A 19,889-nucleotide genomic window follows, 5' to 3' on the forward strand; every position below is an offset into this window, starting at 1 on the left:
AGCTTTAAACTGATCGACCCTGCTGTTCTCTTTCGATGTGGCCGGTCAGGCGAGCCAATCTTTAAGTGAGCCATGCGATCCTCTACATGTGTTGTCACTTTGTTTAAAGCAGCGGCTCTTTTTGGGCTTATGTTTTGGGAATATATATAGCTCCGTTATTTCGCATCAGTACCAATGGCGCACATGTACCTACTTTGAGTAATCGCGATCGGTCGGCTATCTCTGTTTTCTTTAAGTAATCTATTGAGTCGCAGTTTTAGGTTACTGGCTAGGCTGTTGGATTCAGCTTCTGCTGCGGATAGCAGCGCTTTTTTTAATGAGTGTGGAATTAGTGGCTGTGTAATACCATTCTTGTTTCAGTGTTTATTACTGTTCTTTGATCAGGCCGTTTTTCTTCAGGACCGCATAGATCTTTCTACTGGTCTTGGCGAGGCTGTGAATATCACCCAGGTTTGGTTGGTTGCCTGCTGCGATATCACTTTCCCATTCCTCTATCTGAGTATCGAGAAAGTCGAGTAGCTTCTTAGAGCATCCAGTACATGGGCCGTTGCATAGCTCAGACATCGGGGTATCGAATGGTATTGATTCCCTTACCTGAGCAATCAGGTCATTCATGGCTGTCGTTGTATCGGGTTTCAATATGGGCACCGGGAAAGTTAAGTTTACTAACTTTACTCCTGCTTTTGTTCTTTTAATACCTTTCTGAAGTGGTACATGCGGTACCGTAATTAACGGATGTTTCACGTGAAACATCCGCTGGCCGGAATAATATTCAGCTGAGAATATAGGGGATTGCTGATTTAAGGTCGTCACAAATCAACAGGTTTTCTGGCAGACCGCCTTTAGTGATGGTTCGCTCGCCCTTACCTGTTCTAACAAGCAACGGCTTACATCCGGCAGTGAGGCCGGCTTCCAGATCTCGCAACGAATCGCCAACAACAAAGACTGATTCAGTGTCTGCTTCCGGGTATTGATCCAGTATGCTGTTGATCATTCCAGGCAGCGGTTTTCGGCAATCGCATTGGTCATCGGGACCATGGGGACAGTATTCGATATGGTCGATATGGCCGCCCTGCTCGCCTACTAAGTGGCGCATTTTGGAGTGCATCAGGTGCAATGTTTCAGGGCTGAAATAACCTCGAGCGATACCTGATTGGTTGGTCGCGACAGCGATGGTGAAGCCCGCTTTGGACAGTTCAGCGATCGCTTCGATACTACCAGGGATTGGTAGCCACTCATCGACAGATTTAACATAGTCGTCTGAATCGAAATTGATGACACCATCGCGATCAAGGATAAGTAGTTTCATGTAGATATTATTCTCAGAATATAAAGCCATTCCTGTGCGTTTTATACTAAGGCAAACCGCACATCCTATACACAAAAAAGCCGGTATAGAACCGGCTTTTATACTTGCGGATGAGGCCGAATCTTAGCTCAGTGCAGAGATGTCAGCTACACCAAGGAAGAGGTTGCGCAGTTGCGAAAGCAGTGCAAGACGATTGTTTTTAACTGCTTCATCGTCAGCCATAACCATAACATCATCGAAGAAACTGTCGACGTCACTCCGCAGATCAGCCAGCTGCTCAAGGATAGCCTTATAGTCGCCTTGCTCAAACAGTGGGGCCAGAGATGTCTGCTTAGCAGCAACGGCTGCTGCAAGTGTCTTCTCTGCAGGGTCATGCAGAAGCTCCTGAGAGACGCTTAGCGCATCGCTAACACCTTGCTTGCTCAGGATGTTGGAAACACGCTTGTTTGCTGCGGCGAGAGCCTCAGCTTCGCTTAACGTACGGAAGTGGTTAACAGCTTTAACACGCTTGTCGAACTCTAAAGGTTGCGTAGGTTTGACCGCAAGCACGGAGAGGAATACTTCAACTGCAATGCCCTCGCCTTCGTACCAGGCGCGGAATCGCTCAAGCATAAAGTCGAGTACTTTAGTCTCGGCACCGGCGCTTGCCGGCAGATGACCATGGTTAGAAACGGCGACTTGTATAAGGTCCGCCAGGTCGAGGTCTAGTTTGCCTTCTACGATAATGCGCAATACACCCAGGGCTGCACGGCGCAGAGCAAAGGGATCTTTAGAGCCGGTAGGTGGCTGATTAATACCGAACAAGCCGGTAAGTGTATCCAGGCGATCTGCGATTGCTACAGCTATTCCAGGCTCAGACTGTGGTAACTCATCGCCGGCAAAACGAGGCATGTATTGCTCATTTTGGGCCAGTGCAACCGCTTCGTCTTCACCGTCGTTCAGAGCATAATGGTAGCCCATCAGACCCTGCAGATCGGGAAACTCAAATACCATATCGGTCATTAAGTCAGTCTTGGCAAGCATCGCTGCGCGTTCCGCTTTGAACTCATCCTGCTTCAGGGTGGCGGCGATGTGCTTCGCCAGCGCTGCTACACGAATGGCTTTAGCGTGCAGTGTGCCGAGATCTTTCTGGAATACGATATTGTTAAGGTCGTCGATGCGTGATTCCAGGGTGCGCTTCTTATCGGTTTCTAAGAAGAAAGCGGCATCGGCCAGACGTGGACGAATAACCTTTTCGTTACCTGCGATAACCTGCGCCGGATCTTTTGATTCGATATTACAGATAGTAATAAAGTAAGGCATCAGGGTGCCTTCCTCGTCAGTGACGTGGAAGTATTTTTGGTGCTCTTTCATGGAAGAGATTAGTGCCTGGGCTGGAACGTCCAGGAAGCGTTCTTCGAAGCGACCGGTCAGCGCAACTGGCCATTCGTTTAGCGCCGTTACTTCATCAAGAAGTTCGTCGTCGATCTGGGCAATACCGTTGACCAGGGCGCCTTCGGCTTCTACCTGGGCGCGGATTTTTTCACGGCGCTCGTCGAAGTCGGCGATAACTTTGCCGACGCTTTCAAGGTTTTCAAGATACTCGCTGGCGTTGCTCAGCTCGATTTCCTGATCGTAGTGGAAACGATGGCCCCGGGTCGTACGACCCGATTTAAGCCCCATTATTTCGCAATCAACAATCTGATCGCCCAGTAGCATTGCAAGCCACTGAACCGGGCGTACAAATTCGGTGCGGGATGCACCCCAGCGCATGCGCTTAGGAATTGGCAGTTTGGCAAGAGCCTCTTCAATAATTGCAGGTAGCTGGTTTGAAACTGGTTTAGCAGGCACCTCTTTACTGAAGTGCATTTTGCCATTGATCTCCTCCAGCTGTGCAACTGAAGCGCCGCACTTACGGGCAAAGCCTTCCAGAGCTTTGGTTGGTTTGCCGTCGCCGTCGAATGCGATACGTGCCGGAGGGCCTTGCATAACAAAGACGCTGCCAGGGACTTCAGTTGGTAGGTTTTGTATAACCAAGGCCAGGCGTCGTGGTGCTGCGTATGACTTTATTTCGCTATTTTTCAACAGCAAATCTGCGTCTTTACCGAACAGTTCTTTCAGGCCTGAAGTAACGTCTGCTTCAAGTGCATCTGAAAGACTCTTCAATGCTTTTGGTGGCAGTTCCTGAGTGCCCAGCTCAAAAAGGAAGTCTAGAGTTTCCATTATTTACTCTCCTCAGCACAAGCGGCCAGAACTTCGTTGCGTACACCCTCTTCCGCCAGTGGGAAGCCAAGTGCCTTGCGAGTGTTGAAATACCCCTGTGCAACTTTGCGCGCCAGGGTTCGCACCCGCAAGATATAACGCTGGCGTTCGGTAACCGAGATCGCGTGACGGGCATCCAGCAAGTTAAATGTATGAGAGGCTTTCAATACCTGCTCGTATGCAGGTAGTGGTAACGGAGTCTCAAGTGCCAGTAGTTTTTCGCACTCAGCTTCATGGTGGTCGAAGTTTTTAAACAGCTGCGGTACGTCAGCGTGCTCAAAGTTGTAAGTCGATTGCTCAACTTCGTTCTGGTGGAAAACATCGCCGTAAGTGACTTTAGTGCCGTCAGGGTTGATAGCCCACACCAGATCATAAACGCTCTCGACGCTCTGGATGTACATTGCAATACGTTCCAGGCCGTAGGTGATTTCACCAGTGACCGGGTAGCACTCAAGGCCGCCGGCTTGCTGGAAGTAAGTGAACTGGGTCACTTCCATACCGTTAAGCCAGACTTCCCAGCCAAGACCCCAGGCTCCAAGGGTCGGAGATTCCCAGTTGTCTTCAACAAAACGAACGTCATGAACCAATAGATCCAGGCCCATATGTTTCAGGGAGCCAAGATAGAGCTCCTGCATATTGGCCGGTGATGGCTTCATCACAACCTGGAACTGATAGTAATGCTGCAGACGGTTTGGGTTGTCACCGTAACGACCGTCGGTAGGACGACGGCTTGGTTGTACGTAAGCTGAGTTCCAGGTTTCAGGACCGATCGCGCGGAGGAAGGTTGCAGGATGGAATGTGCCTGCACCTACTTCCATATCCAGCGGTTGAATGATTACACAGCCCTGCTCTGCCCAATACTCTTGCAATGCCAGTATCAGCCCCTGGAAGGTGCTTACGTCTGGAGACGCTTTATCTGTCACGGAGATCACCCTTATGAATCTGTTGCTTCAAAAATAGAGCGAAATTATACACCAAAAGCTGACAGTTAAGAGGTGTGTGTGGCGGCAAATGTTTGTTTTTTGACCGCCTTGGTGGCTTATTACCTAAGTTATTTATTGGCTATGTTGCTTATCAATAATCCCGGCAGAGGTATTCCAGTATCTGGATAACCTGTTCTGTGTTTTCTGCGACTGCCATTGCTGCAGCGTCGATCTCTTTCAATGGGTGGGTGATATCAGTAGCGTGCTCAACGATCAGTCCTTTACCGAGCGCAGCAGCCATGCCAGCATCGAATGCTGCGTTCCATTGTTTGTATTTATCGCCAAAGCGAACAACGACAATGTCTGATCTTTCAATAGCTCTGGTGTGACGAATGCTATTGATCTTCGCTGCTTTATGGTCTTTCCAGAAAACCTTTTCTTCCTGGCCCAGAATGCTCACGCCGCAGTCGTCGCTGCTGTCGTGATCTGTATTTGGCGTCAGAATATCCAGCGGGAGGTTCTGTGCTTTTACCGCTGCTTTGATTTTATCGCGCCAGTCCGTGTGAATCTCACCAGATAAATAAACTGTATATCGCATCGCTCTATCTCTACTAATTGTTCTTTAATTGATCGGCTATTATATAATGTTCGCCTGATTTCATCCCGCAAAACAATTTCACAATACAAAAGGTTTCACGTGAAACATATCAAAGGTCTGCTGGCAGTTTCTGTTCTCTTTCTGATTTCGCTGTTGCCCTTAGCTTGGGCGCAACGGTTAGGATCTGCGTTGGGTCGGAAGATGGCGCGAGGAGAGAGTAAGCTGGCGAGGATTACCAGGAAGAATGTTGAGATATGTTTTCCTGAGTTGGACTCCTCTCAGAGAGAAGCACTGGCAATTAGTAGTATTGAACAAACGGGGTGTTCCGCTGGAGAGATGGGGATGTCCTGGATGTGGAAGCCAGAAAGGGTTCTAAAGAAAATCAAAAAAGTTCACAACGAAGACGTTCTAAGAGAAGCGCTGGCCCGGAATAAAGGTGTTATTGCAATTGCCCCCCATCTCGGAAATTGGGAAGTTTTAGGTTTGTATCTGAGTAGTAAATATCAGATGACATCGATGTATCGTCCGCCAAAACTAGAATTGATGGATAAGGTAATAAGACGTAAGCGCGAACGGATGGGGGCGAAGTTAGCACCGGCTAACGTCAAAGGTGTACGGATGACAATGAAGGCCCTTAAAGCGGGAAACCTGGTTGGTATTTTGCCAGATCAGGAAGCTGATCGCGGTAGTGGTGTATTCGTCCCATTTTTTGGAATCGAGGCGTATACAATGAAATTATTGCCTCAACTGGCGGCTCAAACTGGTGCAGAGGTTATTTCTGCATTTGCTAAAAGATTACCGGATGGTGAAGGTTTTGAAATCTATTTTAATAAAGCTGATCCCGCTATCAGAAGCAAAGATATTGAAGTTTCGGCGCGGGCTATGAATGCCGAAGTCGAATCTTGCGTACGTCAGATTCCGGAGCAGTACCAGTGGGAATATCGGCGCTTTGATTATCGCCCTGAAGGTGAAGCTAAGGTCTATTGATAGAAAGGTAACCCGACCAACGTTCTGTTGGTCGGTTAGACAGCTGTAAGTTTTAGCGCCTCCAGAATGCCGGAGTGAAGAGTACCAACAGGGTAAATACTTCAAGTCGCCCTAGTAGCATTGCAAAGCAAAGAACCCATTTAGCCGGCTCGTTGAGATCCCCGTAATGTACTGCTACCTGCCCGAGGCCCGGTCCCAGGTTGTTCAGGGTGGCGCCTACCGCAGACCAGGCGGTCACCTGATCCAGGCCTGTTCCCAGCAGGATTATCAGCATTATGACGAATACGATCAGGTAGACGGAGAAGAAGCCCCATACAGCTTCCAGGACGCGGTCTGAGATGGGTTTGCTGCCAAACTTGACTGGTATCACTGCGTTGGGGTGAATCAGTCGTTGAATCTCTCTGGAGCCCTGTTTAAGGATCAGCAGTATTCTTATAACTTTCATGCCGCCACCGGTTGACCCGGCGCAGCCGCCTGAAAATGCGGCCACAAAAAGAAGAAATGGCAGCATTACCGGCCACTGAGCGAAATCGGCTGTGGCAAAACCGGTAGTGGTTGCGATAGATACAACTTCGAAGACCGCTTTGCGAATGGATTCACCGGGGGGATAAGTTTCCGTTAATACAAGAACTAAAGATGCCAGAATTGAAATGCCTGTCAGGATAGTCAGGTAAAATTTGAATTCAGGGTCCCTGAAGTAATGTGTCAGGCTGCGCTGTCGCCAGGCGAAGAAATGCAGGCCAAAGTTAACCGCCGAGATCACCATGAAAAAGGTACAGATCGCTTCAATAGTCGGGCTGTCGAAGTAGCCGATACTGGCGTCATGGGTTGAGAAACCACCGATAGCAACCGTAGAGAAACTGTGCCCTATCGCATCAAATGCAGTCATGCCTGCAAGCCAGTAGCCAAGAGCACAGGCGATGGTCAGCGACAGATAGATATACCAGAGCGCTTTAGCTGTTTCTGTAATTCGCGGTGTAAGTTTACTGTCTTTTACCGGTCCGGGTGTCTCGGCGCGATAAAGCTGCATGCCACCGATACCCAGCATCGGCAGAATGGCGACTGCCAGCACGATGATACCCATGCCGCCAAGCCATTGCAGTTGCTGACGGTAGAACAAAATTGATTCAGGCAGGTAATCGATGCCGGTAATTACCGTTGCCCCGGTGGTTGTCAGACCAGACAACGATTCAAACATCGCATCGACGAAACTCAGATCCGGGGTTTGCGCCAGCATAAACGGGATCGAACCAAACAGTCCAAGTACCACCCAGAACAATACCGTGATCAGGAATCCATCACGGGTTCTTAGATCTTGCCGCACCCGATAAACCGGAGCCCAGATAATAAATCCTGTGAGCAGTGTGATCAGGAAACCTGAAATAAATGCCAGGTGAGAGCCGTCATTGTAGGCGTATGAAATGGCGATGGGCGGCAGCATAGAGATGCTGAAGATCATCAGCAGGATGCCTAGAATGCGAAGTATGACTTTATAATGCATGGTGGCGTCCGATCAGAAGAAACCCAGTCCAACCTGGAATAAGCGCTCGACTTCACCGATCTTGCGCTTGTCTACCAGGAACAGAATTACATGGTCATCATTTTCTACAACTACATCGTCATGGGCGATCAGTACTTCTTTGTTGCGCACGATAGCACCGATGGTTGTACCTGTTGGCAGGTCGATCTCTTCAATCGCTTTGCCGACCACCTTGGAGCTTCGTTTGTCACCATGAGCAACCGCTTCCAGTGCTTCGGCCGCGCCCCGGCGCAGGGAGTGGACTGCAGCAACATCGCCTCGGCGGACGTGGGTCAGCAGGCTGCCGATAGTTGTTTGTTGAGGTGAAATGGCGATATCGATCACCCCGCCTTGCACCAGGTCGACGTAGGCAGGGTTGTTTATCAGGGTCATTACCGTGCGTACCCCGAGACGTTTTGCCAGCATCGAGGCCATAATGTTGGCTTCATCATCATTGGTAAGCGCGCAGAATACATCGGTGTCTTCGATATTTTCTTCCAGCAATAACTCTTTATCAGAAGCGCTGCCGTGCAATACTATCGTGTTGTCCAGGCGCTTAGCCAGATCATTGCAGCGGCGGATGTCGCGCTCGATTATCTTGACCTGAAAGTTATCTTCGATCATTTTGGCCAGGCGGGCACCAATGTTGCCACCGCCGGCAATAATGATTCTTTTATAAGGACGATCAAGACGGCGTAACTCGCTCATTACTGAACGGATGTCGCGTTTTGCGGCGATAAAAAACACCTCGTCATCGGCTTCGATGACGGTATCGCCCTTAGGAATAATTGGACTGCCCTGCCGGAAAATTGCCGCTACCCGGGTGTCAACTGCTGGCATGTGCGCCCGCAGGAAAGATATTTCGCGGCCGACCAGCGGGCCACCATAATAGGCTTTAACTGCGACCAGCTGAGCGCTGCCATCGGCAAAATCCAACACCTGCAAAGCGCCTGGATGCTCGATAAGTCGTTTTACGTGCTTGGTAACCAATTCTTCAGGGCTGATCAGGACGTCAACAGGGATCGCTTTATCAGTGAAGATTTTTTTCTTGCTTTGCAGGTAATCGTGTTCACGCACCCGGGCGATCTTGGTGGGGATGTTATACAGGCTTTGGGAGATCTGGCAGGCGATCATATTAACTTCGTCACTGTTAGTAACGGCGATCAGCATATCGGCATCCTGGGCACCGGCCTGTTCCAGAATCGATGGGTAGGATGCTTTGCCTTCAACGGTTCGGATATCGAGACGGTCCTGCAGTTCGCGCAAGCGGCTCATATCAGTATCGACAATGGTTATATCGTTGGCTTCACTCGCCAGATTTTCAGCGAGGGTGCCGCCAACCTGACCTGCGCCTAGAATTATAATTTTCATATGTCCGCTAAGCTCCGATCAGATTCCCTGCGGGTTACTTCTGATCCTGGTTTTCTGTCTGTTTCTGGTCGTTGGTCGGAACAGTACTTTTGGTCAGTATCGCATAGTAAAAACCATCATGGCCTTCTGCCTGTGGAAACAGTTGCCGGCCTAACGGCCGTTCTATGCCCCAGTCTGCAGAAATTGGCTGATGACTAGCATTGTGCTGCAATTTCAGGAAGCGCGCCACAACCCTTTCATTCTCCTGTGGAAAGACCGAACAGGTTGCGTATACCAGCGTGCCGCCGGGCGTTAGCATCTGCCAGCAGTTCTGCAGAATATTAAGCTGTATATCGGCCAGTACTTTCAGGTCTTCACTCTGGCGCATATGCTTGATATCCGGGTTGCGCCGGATTACGCCGCTGGCGGAACAGGGAGCATCAACCAGAATTCGGTCATAAGCCTGGCCATCCCACCAGTCTGCCGATGCGGCATCAGCAATGATAACTTCAGCATCGAGCTGTAAACGATCGAGATTTTCATCGATACGCAGCGCCCGATTATCCTCCAGTTCGATAGCGGTGACATGATCCAGATCAGGCTGATGCTCGAGAATATGACAGAGTTTGCCGCCGGGGGCTGCACAAGCGTCCAGTACCCGCTGGCCCGGTTTCAGGTCGAGCAGGTAAGCGCTCAGCTGCGCAGCTTCGTCCTGCACGCTGGCCAGGCCATCATCGAAACCGGGTAAGCGGCCTACATCACAGGGGCTGGTTAGCTGGATAGCAGAGGCGGAAAAGGCGGTAGCACTGGCATCTATGCCCTCTTCTTCAAGTTCCTGCAGGTATTCTTCACGGCTGATACGGTGTCTGTTTACCCGCAATGTCATTGGCGGATGCTGATTGTTTTGTTCGAGAATCTGTTGCCAGTGGTCGGGCCAGTTATGGCTGAGTTTATCGATCAGCCACTGTGGGTGGTTGTAACGGAAGACCGGATTGCTATCCAGTTGTTCATACAGCGAATCCTGTTCCCTTTGGACCCGGCGTAAAACCGCATTGAGCAGGCCCTTGGCCCACTCTTTGTTCAGATCGGTAGCCGCCTCGACTGTTTCGCTGAGCGCTGCATGCTGAGGAATGCGCATTTCCAACAGCTGATAGAGACCGATTAACACCAGCGCTTCCAGATCCCGGTCATAGTCTTTAAAAGGTTTCTTCAGCAGCTGTTTAGCGAGCAGGTTAAGACGGGGATAATAGCGCATTACGCCATAGCAAAACTGCTGTAGCAGCGCCCGCTCCTGATCAGTTACTTTAGTTAGCCCTTTAGGCAGGGCTGTATTCAGGGATTCTTTACGGGCAATCACCGGAGCCAGGGTTCTGGCTGCTATGGCGCGGATTTTCATGTTGAATTAACCCAGTTGGGTGCCGTCAGCAAATAACTCACGTTTGGCGTTTAATACCGCAGAGGTATCCATTGCCTTGCTGCCAGGCAGTTGAATTTTAAGTAATTTTAGAGCTTTGTCAGCACAGGCAACATAGATCGCTTTTTTATCGGTGGCGATTACCTGCCCGGGCATTGTATTAGTACTGTCCTGCCCGGTCGTTTCTGCGAGCCATACTCGCATAGTGGAACCGTCCAGGCTGGTATAAGCAACCGGCCAGGGTGACAGTCCGCGAATCTGCAGGGCGATATCTGCCGCCGGGCGATTCCAGTTGATCTCGCCTTCCGCTTTTTCAAGCTTATGTGCGTAACAGGCTAGTGAGTCATCCTGCTGCTCATGGCTGATCGTCTGATCAGCTATGCCTGGCAGGCTTTGCAATAATGCTTCTGCGCCTATCAGGGCCAATTTGTCGTGCAGATCACCACTGGTTTCGTTGGCTGTAATAGGGCATGGCTTTTTAAGCAACATCGCGCCGGTGTCCAGACCTTCATCCATCTGCATAATAGTGACGCCGGTTTCACTGTCGCCGGCAAGCAGGGAGCGGTGGATCGGCGCAGCACCCCGCCAGCGAGGCAGCAGTGAGGCGTGTACGTTGATACAGCCCAGGCGCGGAGCATCAAGCACTGCCTTAGGCAGCAGTAACCCATAGGCAACTACAATCATCAGGTCAGCTTGCAGTTCGGCCAGTTGTTGGCGGTCTTCTTGCTGCTTAAAATTGAGCGGCTGGTAAACGGGCAGTTGATGCTTGAGCGCGACTTTTTTAACCGGGCTTGGAGTTAGTTTACGCCCCCGCCCTGCCGGACGGTCCGGCTGAGTATAGACACCGATCACCTCATGGCCGGCATCTAACAGAGCCTGCAGGTTGGCGGCGGCAAAGTCGGGCGTGCCAGCGAATAGAATACGCAATTTATTTGCAGAATCAGACATTTAGAATACTTAGGCCAGTTGACGATGCTGTTTTTCGAGTTTGCTGCGGATGCGATTACGCTTCAGTGGTGACAGGTAATCAACGAACAGCTTGCCATCCAGATGGTCAATCTCATGCTGGATACACACCGCCAGCAGATCATCGGCTTCCAGAGTGTAGCTCTCGCCGTGCTCATCCTGCGCGGTCAGGCGTACTTTGTTCGGGCGTACGACATCTTCGTAGAAGCCGGGTACAGAGAGGCAGCCTTCCTGCATTTTCTCGGTTTCACCGGCCAGAACCTCAAACTGGGGATTAATTACCACCAGAGGTTCGTTCTTCTCTTCAGAGGTGTCGATAGTGATGATACGCTGGTGAACGTTGATCTGCGTAGCAGCAAGGCCGATACCTGGAGCATCGTACATGGTTTCGAACATATCCTTGACCAGCTGGCGAAGTTCATCATTAAACTCGGTTACCGGTTCGGCAACAGTGCGAAGTCGTGGATCGGGAAATTCAAGAATAGGAAGTAATGCCATAGTCGCAATATATAAAGAAAAGGTTGAAAAAAGGGCGCACTAGAATTGATAATCAACCTATTATACTGATATAGATGCGCTTTGCATTGCCGATACTGTTATAGACTCCTAAAATTTCAGCGGTCTAAGACAAGGATTTGAAGAATGAAACGACTTGTTAGTAGTTTACTCAGCGGTTTTGCGGTTTGCTGGATGCTGTTATCCCCCGCCCAGGCTGAAGTGCGAAGTGACACGCTGGTGCTACAGGAAAATCATCCGAAGCAGCATGTCGTTGTTAAAGGGGATACCTTATGGGATATTTCCGGCATGTTCCTGCAGACTCCTTGGAAATGGCCGCAGTTGTGGGGATTTAACCCGCAAATAGATAATCCTCATCTGATCTACCCTGGCGATGTGATCACCCTGAAGTGGGTCAATGGCCAGCCACGCCTGATGCTTAATGATGGTATCGTTAAGCTTCGGCCCCGAGCGAAAGTATCACCTTTACATGATGCGATTCCGGCTATTCCCCTGAAAGATATCATCAGTTTTCTTACCGATAATATTGTCATGAACAGTGATGAGCTTCAGGCCGCGCCTTATATTGTTGGCAGTACCAATAACCGGATTGTTGCTGGCGCGGGTGATCGGGTATACGCCAGGGGTGAGTTGGTAGAAGACTTTCATTTTCAAAATATCTATCGCCCGGCCCGGGAATATGTCGATCCGGTGACCGACGAGCATCTTGGTTTTGAAATGTTTAAGATCGGTGATGCGGTCGTGGCATCACGGCAGAACGATATTATGACCCTGGATCTGCGTAAGACACGCGAAGAGGTTTCAGCTCTGGATCGTGTCTATCCGTCACAGGAAGAAGCGGTGCAGTCAATTTTTTACCCGGCGGAGCCGGTAGTCGAGGTTGATGGGCAGATCCTGTCTGTATTGCGGGGCGTGCGTCAGGCGGGTCAGTATGACGTAGTCGCGATTAATCAGGGTCAACGTGAGGGGCTGGAGCCTGGTCATGTATTGTCTATCCTGCGTGCGGGAGAGACGCTTAAAGATCCGATGACTAAAGAACTGATCACCCTGCCGGCTGAAAAATCCGGTTTGATGATGGTGTTTAAGGCCTATGAGAAGGTCAGCTACGCGCTGATCCTTAAGGCGACAGATGTTATTTCAATCGGCGATGAGATTCGTAATCCGAGTTAATCGCCAGGTCAGAAACAGTCGATGGACAGGGAGTGTCCATGTCAGATTATAAGGATTGGGTGACATTAAGTATGCTGCCCGGCGTTGGAACTATCACTGCGCATAAGCTGATACAGAGCTTTACTTCACCGACTGCTGTTCTGCAGGCGGATCCTGATATCTTAAAAACCTTTAATCTGCCTCTGCGTACATTGCAGGCGATATCAGATTACAACGGTGAGCACGGCAATATCCGTAAATATCTGCTGCAGGTGGATAACTGGCTGCAATGTTCCGATAATCACCTGATCTGTTTTGATGATCAGGATTATCCGCAGATGCTGCGTGAGATCGCCGATCCGCCGTTACTTCTTTATGTCACCGGTGCGGTACAACGACTGTGTTACCCCCAGATTGCAATTGTTGGCAGTCGCAATGCCAGCGTCAGTGGCTTGCAGCACGCTGAAAACTTCTCCAGAGCACTATCAGAGGCGGGATTGACGATAACCAGTGGCTTAGCCCTGGGGGTTGACGGCGCGGCACACAGCGGAGCTGTAGCGCTTAATCTGCCTACCATTGCCGTTATGGGATCGGGCGTTGATCGCATCTATCCACGGCGTCATAGCGGGCTGGCGGATGCAATTCTTGCTGCCGGAGGCGCTCTGGTCAGTGAGTATCCGTTAGCGACAGCTCCTTTGGCGCATAATTTCCCGCGGCGTAATCGTATTATCAGTGGCCTGAGTGCGGGTGTACTGGTTGTCGAAGCGGCCTGCAGAAGCGGCTCACTGATTACGGCCAGGCAGGCACTACAGCAGGGACGAGAGGTGTTTGCTCTGCCCGGCGCGCTGAATAATCCGCAAAGCCATGGTTGCCATGCTCTGATCAGAGAGGGGGCGGTACTGGTTGAGACGGTCGGGCATATTTTGGAACAGCTGGGTGCCCTGCTCGGTGGCTATGAGCTGGAAGAGCAGATGGATGAGAGTGACACCTTGCCCATATCAGACGCCGATGCCTGGTTACTTGAATTGATGGGCTATGAGCTTTGTTCTCTGGAACAGTTGATTGAACGAAGTTCTAAACCCACTGCTGAACTGATCTCTCAGTTGGTGGGGATGGAACTGAATAACTATATTGAAAAGAGGTCCGAAGGCTATCTGCGTTTAATATAGAGTGGTAAAAAGTGATAGAAAAATCTGACCTTTCAGATAGAAAAACCATACCGTTGTGTGGTTGAAACTTGATCAGTTTTCCAGTACTTTGCCAACCTTCCCGATCAACTTCATTTTTTAGAAGAGAATCATGACAAAACCATTTGTAGCTATTCTTATGGGTTCAGACTCGGACCTGCCAATCATGAAGGCTTCTGCCGACATCCTGCGTTCCCTGAACGTACCTTTTGAAATGAAGGTAAGTTCTGCGCACCGTACACCGGTTCAGACCCATGATTACGTTAAAGATGCTGATCAGCGTGGTGCTGTAGCGTTTATCTGTGCAGCAGGTATGGCAGCACACTTAGCGGGAGCAGTAGCAGCTAATACTACTAAGCCTGTTATCGGTGTACCGATTGAATCTTCTCTGGATGGTCTGGATGCACTGCTGTCTACCGTACAGATGCCTGGTGGTATCCCGGTTGCTACAGTTGCTATCGGTAAAGCCGGCGCGAAAAACGCGGCTTACCTGGCGGCGCAGATCGTAGCGGTACAGGATGCTGAACTGGCAGAACGTATCAAGGCTGAACGTCTGGCGAACACCGATGCGGTTATTGCTAAAGACGCAGCTCTGCAGGAAAAACTGGCTAACGGCGAAATCTAATCGCTATGGGCTGGTGGCATATCCGTCAGGCAGCCAGGGCGATGCACCAGGGTGGTGTTATCGCCTATCCAACTGAAGCTGTCTGGGGTCTTGGCTGTGACCCTTTCAATCAAACTGCAGTCAAACATCTTCTTAAAATAAAACGCCGACCGATGCATAAAGGGCTTATTTTAGTCGCATCAAGCTTGCAGCAGGTTGAGCCTCTTCTTGCTAACCTTACAGCAGAGCAAAGAGCCAGAGTAACCGCTAGCTGGCCTGGCCCGGTAACCTGGATTCTTCCGGACCCTGATGACCTTATTCCAGTATGGGTAAAAGGAAATCATCCCTCTGTAGCGGTGAGAGTAAGTGATCACTATCTGGTAAAAGAGCTGTGTGAAGAGTTTGGATCGATGATTGTGTCTACATCGGCTAACTATTCAGATAAGCTTCCCGCAAGAGATAAACTGAAAGTTAGTATTCACTTCAAGCGCGTAGTTTCTACTATCGTGCCTGGTAAGTTAGGTCAGCTGTCCCGACCGACCCAGATCTTAACGTTGGGTAATGATAAGCCGGTACGAATTTAACATAATAATTTCTGTTAGTGTTTGCTGACAGGGCTGAAAAAATGGGTGTAAATATGTCGGTTCCGGATATCGAATCGGTTAAAAGTTACCTGCTGGATCTGCAAGACCGAATCTGTAAAGCCTTAGAACAAGCCGATGGCTCAGCGCGCTTCGAAGAGGATGCCTGGGACCGTGAGGCCGGAGGTGGTGGCCGAACCCGGGTAATCGCAAATGGTGCTGTGATTGAGAAAGGCGGGGTTAACTTTTCTCATGTTTTCGGTAATAAATTACCCGCTTCGGCTACCGCACATCGACCGGAACTGGCCGGGCGGGATTTCCAGGCGATGGGGGTTTCTCTGGTTATCCATCCGCACAACCCATACATCCCTACTTCCCATGCCAATGTACGTTTCTTTATCGCCGAAAAAGAGGGTGAAGATCCGGTTTGGTGGTTTGGCGGCGGCTTTGACCTGACCCCTTACTATGGCAATGAGGATGATTGTCGTGCCTGGCATCAATCGGCTAAGGATGCCTGCGATCCTTTTGGCGATGATATCTATTCGCGTTTCAAAATCTGGTGTGATGAGTATTTCCATCTGAAACACCGGGATGAGCCCCGTGGTGTCGGTGGCTTATTTTTTGATGACCTGAATGAATTGGGCTTTGATCAGAGTTTCGCTCTGATGCGTTCCATCGGTGACAGTTATGCTCCGGCATACTGTCCGATTATCGAGAAGCGCAAAGACCACCCTTATGGCGAACGTCAACGGGATTTCCAGCTGCACCGTCGGGGGCGCTATGTAGAATTCAATCTGGTCTATGACCGCGGTACTTTATTTGGTTTACAGTCCGGCGGTCGGACTGAGTCGATTCTGATGTCTTTGCCACCGGAAGTACGCTGGGGTTATGACTGGAAGCCTGAACCGGGTAGTGAAGAAGCTGAGCTATACGATATCTATCTCAAGCCACGTAACTGGCTGGAGGCTTGATAATGACTGATCGCTACGCGGTATTCGGTAATCCGATCATGCATTCCAAGTCACCGCTGATTCACACCGCATTTGCCCGTCAGACCTCTGAAGCGTTGAAGTATGATGCAATTCTTGTCGCGGAAGATGGTTTTGATGAGGCTGTGGATAACTTTCTCGATGGGGCTGGCAAAGGGCTCAATGTAACGATTCCGTTCAAGGAAGAGGCCTGGGCATTAGCACAGCAGCATTCAGCCCGAGCGAAGCTGGCCGGAGCAGTTAATACACTTTACCGCAACACTCAGGGAGAGCTGTGTGGTGACAACACAGACGGCGTTGGCCTGGTTACCGATATAACCGTCAATCATGGCGGCGAGATCCGAGGTAAGACGCTGCTGATATTGGGTGCCGGAGGTGCCGTACGGGGTGTATTGGAACCTATTCTGGCGCAACAGCCTGGCCGGTTGGTCATCGCTAACCGTACGCTGTCCAGAGCAGAGGCACTGGCCGAGCTGTTTGCCGACTATGGTGATATCGAAGCCTGTAGCTTTGCTGATCTGCAAGGTCAGCAGTTTGATCTGGTGATAAACGGCACCGCCGCCAGCCTTCAGGGCGAAGTCCCTCCCCTGCCCGATGATCTGCTTAAGAGCGGCGCCTGGTGCTACGATATGATGTATGGCGCTAAGCCAACTGCGTTTAATCTCTGGGCACTGGATCATGGCGCAGACAAGGCGCTGGACGGGCTCGGTATGCTGGTTGAGCAGGCGGCGGAGTCGTTCTCTCTATGGCGTGGGATCCGCCCGGATACTTCCGAAGTAATTCAAGAGCTTAGACATCAACTGCTGGCTAAAAAATAAGCCATTGCAATCCGTTCTTGCGCCTGTTGTCTCAGGGGGTTATAACTAGTTAAAGCCCTCTGAGAGGCTGTATGAAAACGCAGCGAGCCTAGTCGTTTTCTTACGACCTCCTGAGCCGATCTCTCATCGACGCAGGATTAAGCCGTTATGGAAAAAGAGACCCGACTCTCCCCCGACCAGCTTTACCGTCACTGCAACACCGAACTACTGCCTTTCAAAACCACCGAGACCCTGGAGCCTTATACCGGTTTCTTTGGCCAGGAACGAGCCGTGGAAGCGATGGAGTTCGGTATCGGCATGAAACGCCCCGGCTACAACATGTTTGTTATGGGCAACCCCCATACAGGGCGCTTCTCCTTCGCGATCGATAGTCTCAAGGCGATCGCCAAGAAAGAACTGAAAAAAACCAGAGATTGGTGTTACCTGAATAATCTTTCGGAAAGCCGCAAGCCTGTGGTCATCCAGTTGCCCGCCGGTAAAGCCTGGCAATTTAAACGGGATATCAAGCATCTGATCGAAGGTATTCTCACTGAATTGCCAGCCGCTTTTGAAAGCCCGTCATACCAGCGTAAGAAAAGTAAGGTGGATCGGGATTTCAACCGTATGTACGACCAGGCGATTGAGAAGGTCGATAGTCTGGCTCGGGATCACAGTATCGCCCTATACCGGGATGCCGGCAGTATCGGCTTTACGCCGGTTGCCGATGGTCAGGGTATGGATGAAGCCGCTTTTTCTCAGCTATCAGAAGAGATACGGGATGAGTTCACCAGTAATATTGCCCGGCTGGAAGATTATCTGAATGAAGAGCTGGCGAGCCTGCCTAAGTGGCGTCGGGAAGCTGGCGATAAGATGAAGGGGTTGGATCGGGATACCGCCCGGCAGGCTATATCACCACTGATTCAGCCGTTACGGGAAAAGTATCACAGTAATTCCGGCGTGCCGGATTATCTGGTTGAGCTGGAAACCAGTATCGTTAAGAACGCACTGGATATCATTGGCGACGATAAGCCCAATGAAGCCCCTACTGATTCAGCACGTCGTCAGTATATGGAGAATACCTACGGTGTAAACCTGATAGTCGATAATCAGAAAACTAAAGGCGCGCCGGTGGTGTTTGAGACCCACCCTACGTATGACAACCTGTTCGGCCGGGTCGAATATAACTCTGAAATGGGTTCCCTCAGTACCAACTTTCAACTGATCCGCTCCGGTGCGCTGCACCGGGCAAATGGAGGTTATCTGGTACTGGAATCGGAGAAGCTGCTGGAGCAGCCGTTTGTTTACGGTGCCCTGAAACGGGCCCTGAAATCCCATGAGATCCGTATTGAAAATCCGATGAGCGAAATGACGGGTATGGGCACGATAACCCTGGCTCCGGAATCGATCCCCCTCAGTGTTAAAGTGGTATTGATCGGCACCCGGGAAACCTATTATCTGCTGCAGGAGCTGGATCATGACTTCGAGAAGATGTTCCGCGTGGTGGTGGACTTCGACGAAGATGTTAAACGTGATCCTGCGGCGATTCGCAACTATGCCCGATTAATGAAGACCCTGGCCGATGAAGAGGGATTGGCACCGCTTAATCGTCAGGCAGTGGCTCGTCTGGTGGAGCATAGTTCGCGTCAGACCGAAGATCAGGAACTGTTGTCTGCCCATGTTGGAGAGCTGGTGGATCTGCTCTGTGAGGCTGACTATAAGCGCATTAAGCATAAAGACGAGCTGATAAACGATCAGCATGTAGAGATGGCCCTGCAAGCCAAGGAGCGCCGTACCAGCCGGATCTCCTCGAAGATCCTCGATAGCATCCTTAACCAGACAGTATTGATCGATACTGAAGGCGAAGCTGTAGGTAAGTGTAACGGTCTTACCGTGCTGGGGGTTGGTGATGTCTCCTTTGGTTTCCCGGCTCGAATCACCGCTACCGTGCATCCTGGAAACAGGGGGATCGTTGATATTGAACGGGAGGTAGCCCTGGGCCAGCCGATTCATTCTAAAGGGGTGCTGATTCTGTCCGGTTACCTGGGGCATAAATATACACAGGACTTTCCACTTACCCTTTCAGCCAGTATCGCTTTGGAACAATCTTATGGTTATGTCGACGGCGATAGCGCCTCGATGGCAGAGATATGTACATTGATCTCTGCGCTGATCCATATTCCGATTAAACAGCAATATGCGATTACCGGCTCGATCAACCAGTATGGAGAGGTACAGGCGATCGGCGGTGTAAATGAGAAGATTGAAGGCTTCTTTAACCTTTGTAACACCCGTGGATTAACCGGCTCGCAAGGGGTGATCATCCCCCAGGCCAACGTACGTAACCTGATGCTGAAGCGAGAAGTAGTTGATGCCGTAGCTGAAGGCCAGTTCAGTATTCATGCGGTGGCGACGGTCGATCAGTGCCTTGAGCTGCTGATGGGCCGCAAAGCCGGCCAGCTCAAGGAAGATGGCACTTTCACGCAGCGGTCAGTTAATGCGCACGTGGTTAAACGACTCCGCGAAATCGCGAAAGCAAAGGCTTGATAAATGGCGAGTAGCTAGACCGCGCTTCGCGCTGCTAGTGGCTAGAAAAAGCCTTCTTAATCAGGGTATTAAGTTGGCTTAACTACAGAACGTTGTAAGAATTGTAGGTTGGTCTGAGTGAAACGAAGCCCAACAAATGTAGCGTGAAAAAATTATTTGTTCCCGCTAAGCGGGAATGCTTTTTCTAGCGACTAGCTAGCCGAACTTGTTCGGCG

The 19,889-nt window shown here is 50.5% G+C and carries 18 protein-coding genes; 8 read left to right on the plus strand and 10 right to left on the minus strand.

The features are described 5' to 3' along the window. Positions 1–366: 366 nt before the first annotated feature. From ACQUQM_RS18915 to ACQUQM_RS18935, 5 genes are all read right to left on the minus strand, one after another. A complete protein-coding gene (locus ACQUQM_RS18915; RefSeq protein ID WP_432471431.1) occupies positions 367–639 on the minus strand; it encodes a hypothetical protein in 273 nt (90 codons plus the stop codon). Between the two features lie 133 nt (positions 640–772). Then, positions 773–1,309, minus strand: coding sequence for a D-glycero-beta-D-manno-heptose 1,7-bisphosphate 7-phosphatase (gene gmhB, locus ACQUQM_RS18920; RefSeq protein WP_432471432.1), 537 nt, complete (start codon positions 1,307–1,309; stop codon positions 773–775). A gap of 123 nt (positions 1,310–1,432) precedes the next feature. Continuing rightward, positions 1,433–3,511 carry a glycine--tRNA ligase subunit beta gene (gene glyS / locus ACQUQM_RS18925; RefSeq protein WP_432471433.1) on the minus strand — a complete coding sequence of 693 codons (2,079 nt, stop codon included), beginning with the start codon at positions 3,509–3,511 and terminating at the stop codon, positions 1,433–1,435. Then, on the minus strand, positions 3,511–4,473 hold the full coding sequence (gene glyQ / locus ACQUQM_RS18930) for a glycine--tRNA ligase subunit alpha (RefSeq protein ID WP_432471434.1): 963 nt from the start codon (positions 4,471–4,473) through the stop codon (positions 3,511–3,513). The genes glyS and glyQ overlap by 1 nt, the downstream gene beginning before the upstream one ends. Positions 4,474–4,624: 151 nt before the next feature. Then, positions 4,625–5,071: a YtoQ family protein gene (locus ACQUQM_RS18935; protein WP_432471435.1), complete on the minus strand. Its 447-nt coding sequence runs from the start codon at positions 5,069–5,071 to the stop codon at positions 4,625–4,627. A 99-nt stretch (positions 5,072–5,170) separates the two neighbouring features. Here ACQUQM_RS18935 and ACQUQM_RS18940 point away from each other — a divergent pair, with 99 nt between their 5' ends. Then, positions 5,171–6,058: a lysophospholipid acyltransferase family protein gene (locus ACQUQM_RS18940; protein WP_432471436.1), complete on the plus strand. Its 888-nt coding sequence runs from the start codon at positions 5,171–5,173 to the stop codon at positions 6,056–6,058. A gap of 52 nt (positions 6,059–6,110) precedes the next feature. Here the strand turns inward: ACQUQM_RS18940 and ACQUQM_RS18945 are convergent, their stop codons facing one another. The 5 genes from ACQUQM_RS18945 to def are packed head-to-tail and all read right to left on the minus strand — an operon-like array spanning position 6,111 to position 11,805. Next, positions 6,111–7,559 (minus strand): TrkH family potassium uptake protein, encoded by a 1,449-nt coding sequence (locus tag ACQUQM_RS18945; protein WP_432471437.1) that lies wholly within the window; start codon positions 7,557–7,559, stop codon positions 6,111–6,113. A gap of 12 nt (positions 7,560–7,571) precedes the next feature. Continuing rightward, entirely contained in the window at positions 7,572–8,948 is a 1,377-nt protein-coding gene (trkA, locus tag ACQUQM_RS18950) for a Trk system potassium transporter TrkA (RefSeq protein WP_432471438.1), read from the minus strand. 34 nt (positions 8,949–8,982) lie between these two features. Beyond that, positions 8,983–10,323: a 16S rRNA (cytosine(967)-C(5))-methyltransferase RsmB gene (gene rsmB, locus ACQUQM_RS18955; protein ID WP_432471439.1), complete on the minus strand. Its 1,341-nt coding sequence runs from the start codon at positions 10,321–10,323 to the stop codon at positions 8,983–8,985. A gap of 6 nt (positions 10,324–10,329) precedes the next feature. Continuing rightward, positions 10,330–11,289, minus strand: a complete 960-nt coding sequence (fmt, locus tag ACQUQM_RS18960) for a methionyl-tRNA formyltransferase (protein ID WP_432471440.1) — start codon at positions 11,287–11,289, stop codon at positions 10,330–10,332. A 9-nt stretch (positions 11,290–11,298) separates the two neighbouring features. Continuing rightward, complete coding sequence (gene def, locus ACQUQM_RS18965) at positions 11,299–11,805, minus strand: peptide deformylase (RefSeq protein WP_432471441.1); 507 nt, start codon at positions 11,803–11,805, stop codon at positions 11,299–11,301. A 144-nt stretch (positions 11,806–11,949) separates the two neighbouring features. Here def and ACQUQM_RS18970 point away from each other — a divergent pair, with 144 nt between their 5' ends. The 7 genes from ACQUQM_RS18970 (at position 11,950) to ACQUQM_RS19000 (ending at position 19,674) form a co-directional block, all read left to right on the plus strand. After that, positions 11,950–12,993 carry a LysM peptidoglycan-binding domain-containing protein gene (locus tag ACQUQM_RS18970; RefSeq protein WP_432471442.1) on the plus strand — a complete coding sequence of 348 codons (1,044 nt, stop codon included), beginning with the start codon at positions 11,950–11,952 and terminating at the stop codon, positions 12,991–12,993. Positions 12,994–13,031: 38 nt separating this feature from the next. Continuing rightward, complete coding sequence (gene dprA / locus ACQUQM_RS18975) at positions 13,032–14,141, plus strand: DNA-processing protein DprA (protein ID WP_432471443.1); 1,110 nt, start codon at positions 13,032–13,034, stop codon at positions 14,139–14,141. Between the two features lie 130 nt (positions 14,142–14,271). Beyond that, complete coding sequence (gene purE, locus ACQUQM_RS18980) at positions 14,272–14,784, plus strand: 5-(carboxyamino)imidazole ribonucleotide mutase (protein ID WP_432471444.1); 513 nt, start codon at positions 14,272–14,274, stop codon at positions 14,782–14,784. Between the two features lie 5 nt (positions 14,785–14,789). Further along, complete coding sequence (locus ACQUQM_RS18985) at positions 14,790–15,347, plus strand: L-threonylcarbamoyladenylate synthase (RefSeq protein WP_432471445.1); 558 nt, start codon at positions 14,790–14,792, stop codon at positions 15,345–15,347. A gap of 53 nt (positions 15,348–15,400) precedes the next feature. Further along, positions 15,401–16,315, plus strand: coding sequence for an oxygen-dependent coproporphyrinogen oxidase (hemF, locus tag ACQUQM_RS18990; protein WP_432474846.1), 915 nt, complete (start codon positions 15,401–15,403; stop codon positions 16,313–16,315). A 2-nt stretch (positions 16,316–16,317) separates the two neighbouring features. Further along, positions 16,318–17,151: a shikimate dehydrogenase gene (aroE, locus tag ACQUQM_RS18995; RefSeq protein ID WP_432471446.1), complete on the plus strand. Its 834-nt coding sequence runs from the start codon at positions 16,318–16,320 to the stop codon at positions 17,149–17,151. Positions 17,152–17,298: 147 nt separating this feature from the next. Then, positions 17,299–19,674 (plus strand): Lon protease family protein, encoded by a 2,376-nt coding sequence (locus ACQUQM_RS19000; RefSeq protein WP_432471447.1) that lies wholly within the window; start codon positions 17,299–17,301, stop codon positions 19,672–19,674. Positions 19,675–19,889 lie beyond the last annotated feature (215 nt).

The organism is Amphritea sp. HPY (assembly GCF_050870985.1).
Taxonomy (GTDB): domain Bacteria; phylum Pseudomonadota; class Gammaproteobacteria; order Pseudomonadales; family Balneatricaceae; genus Amphritea.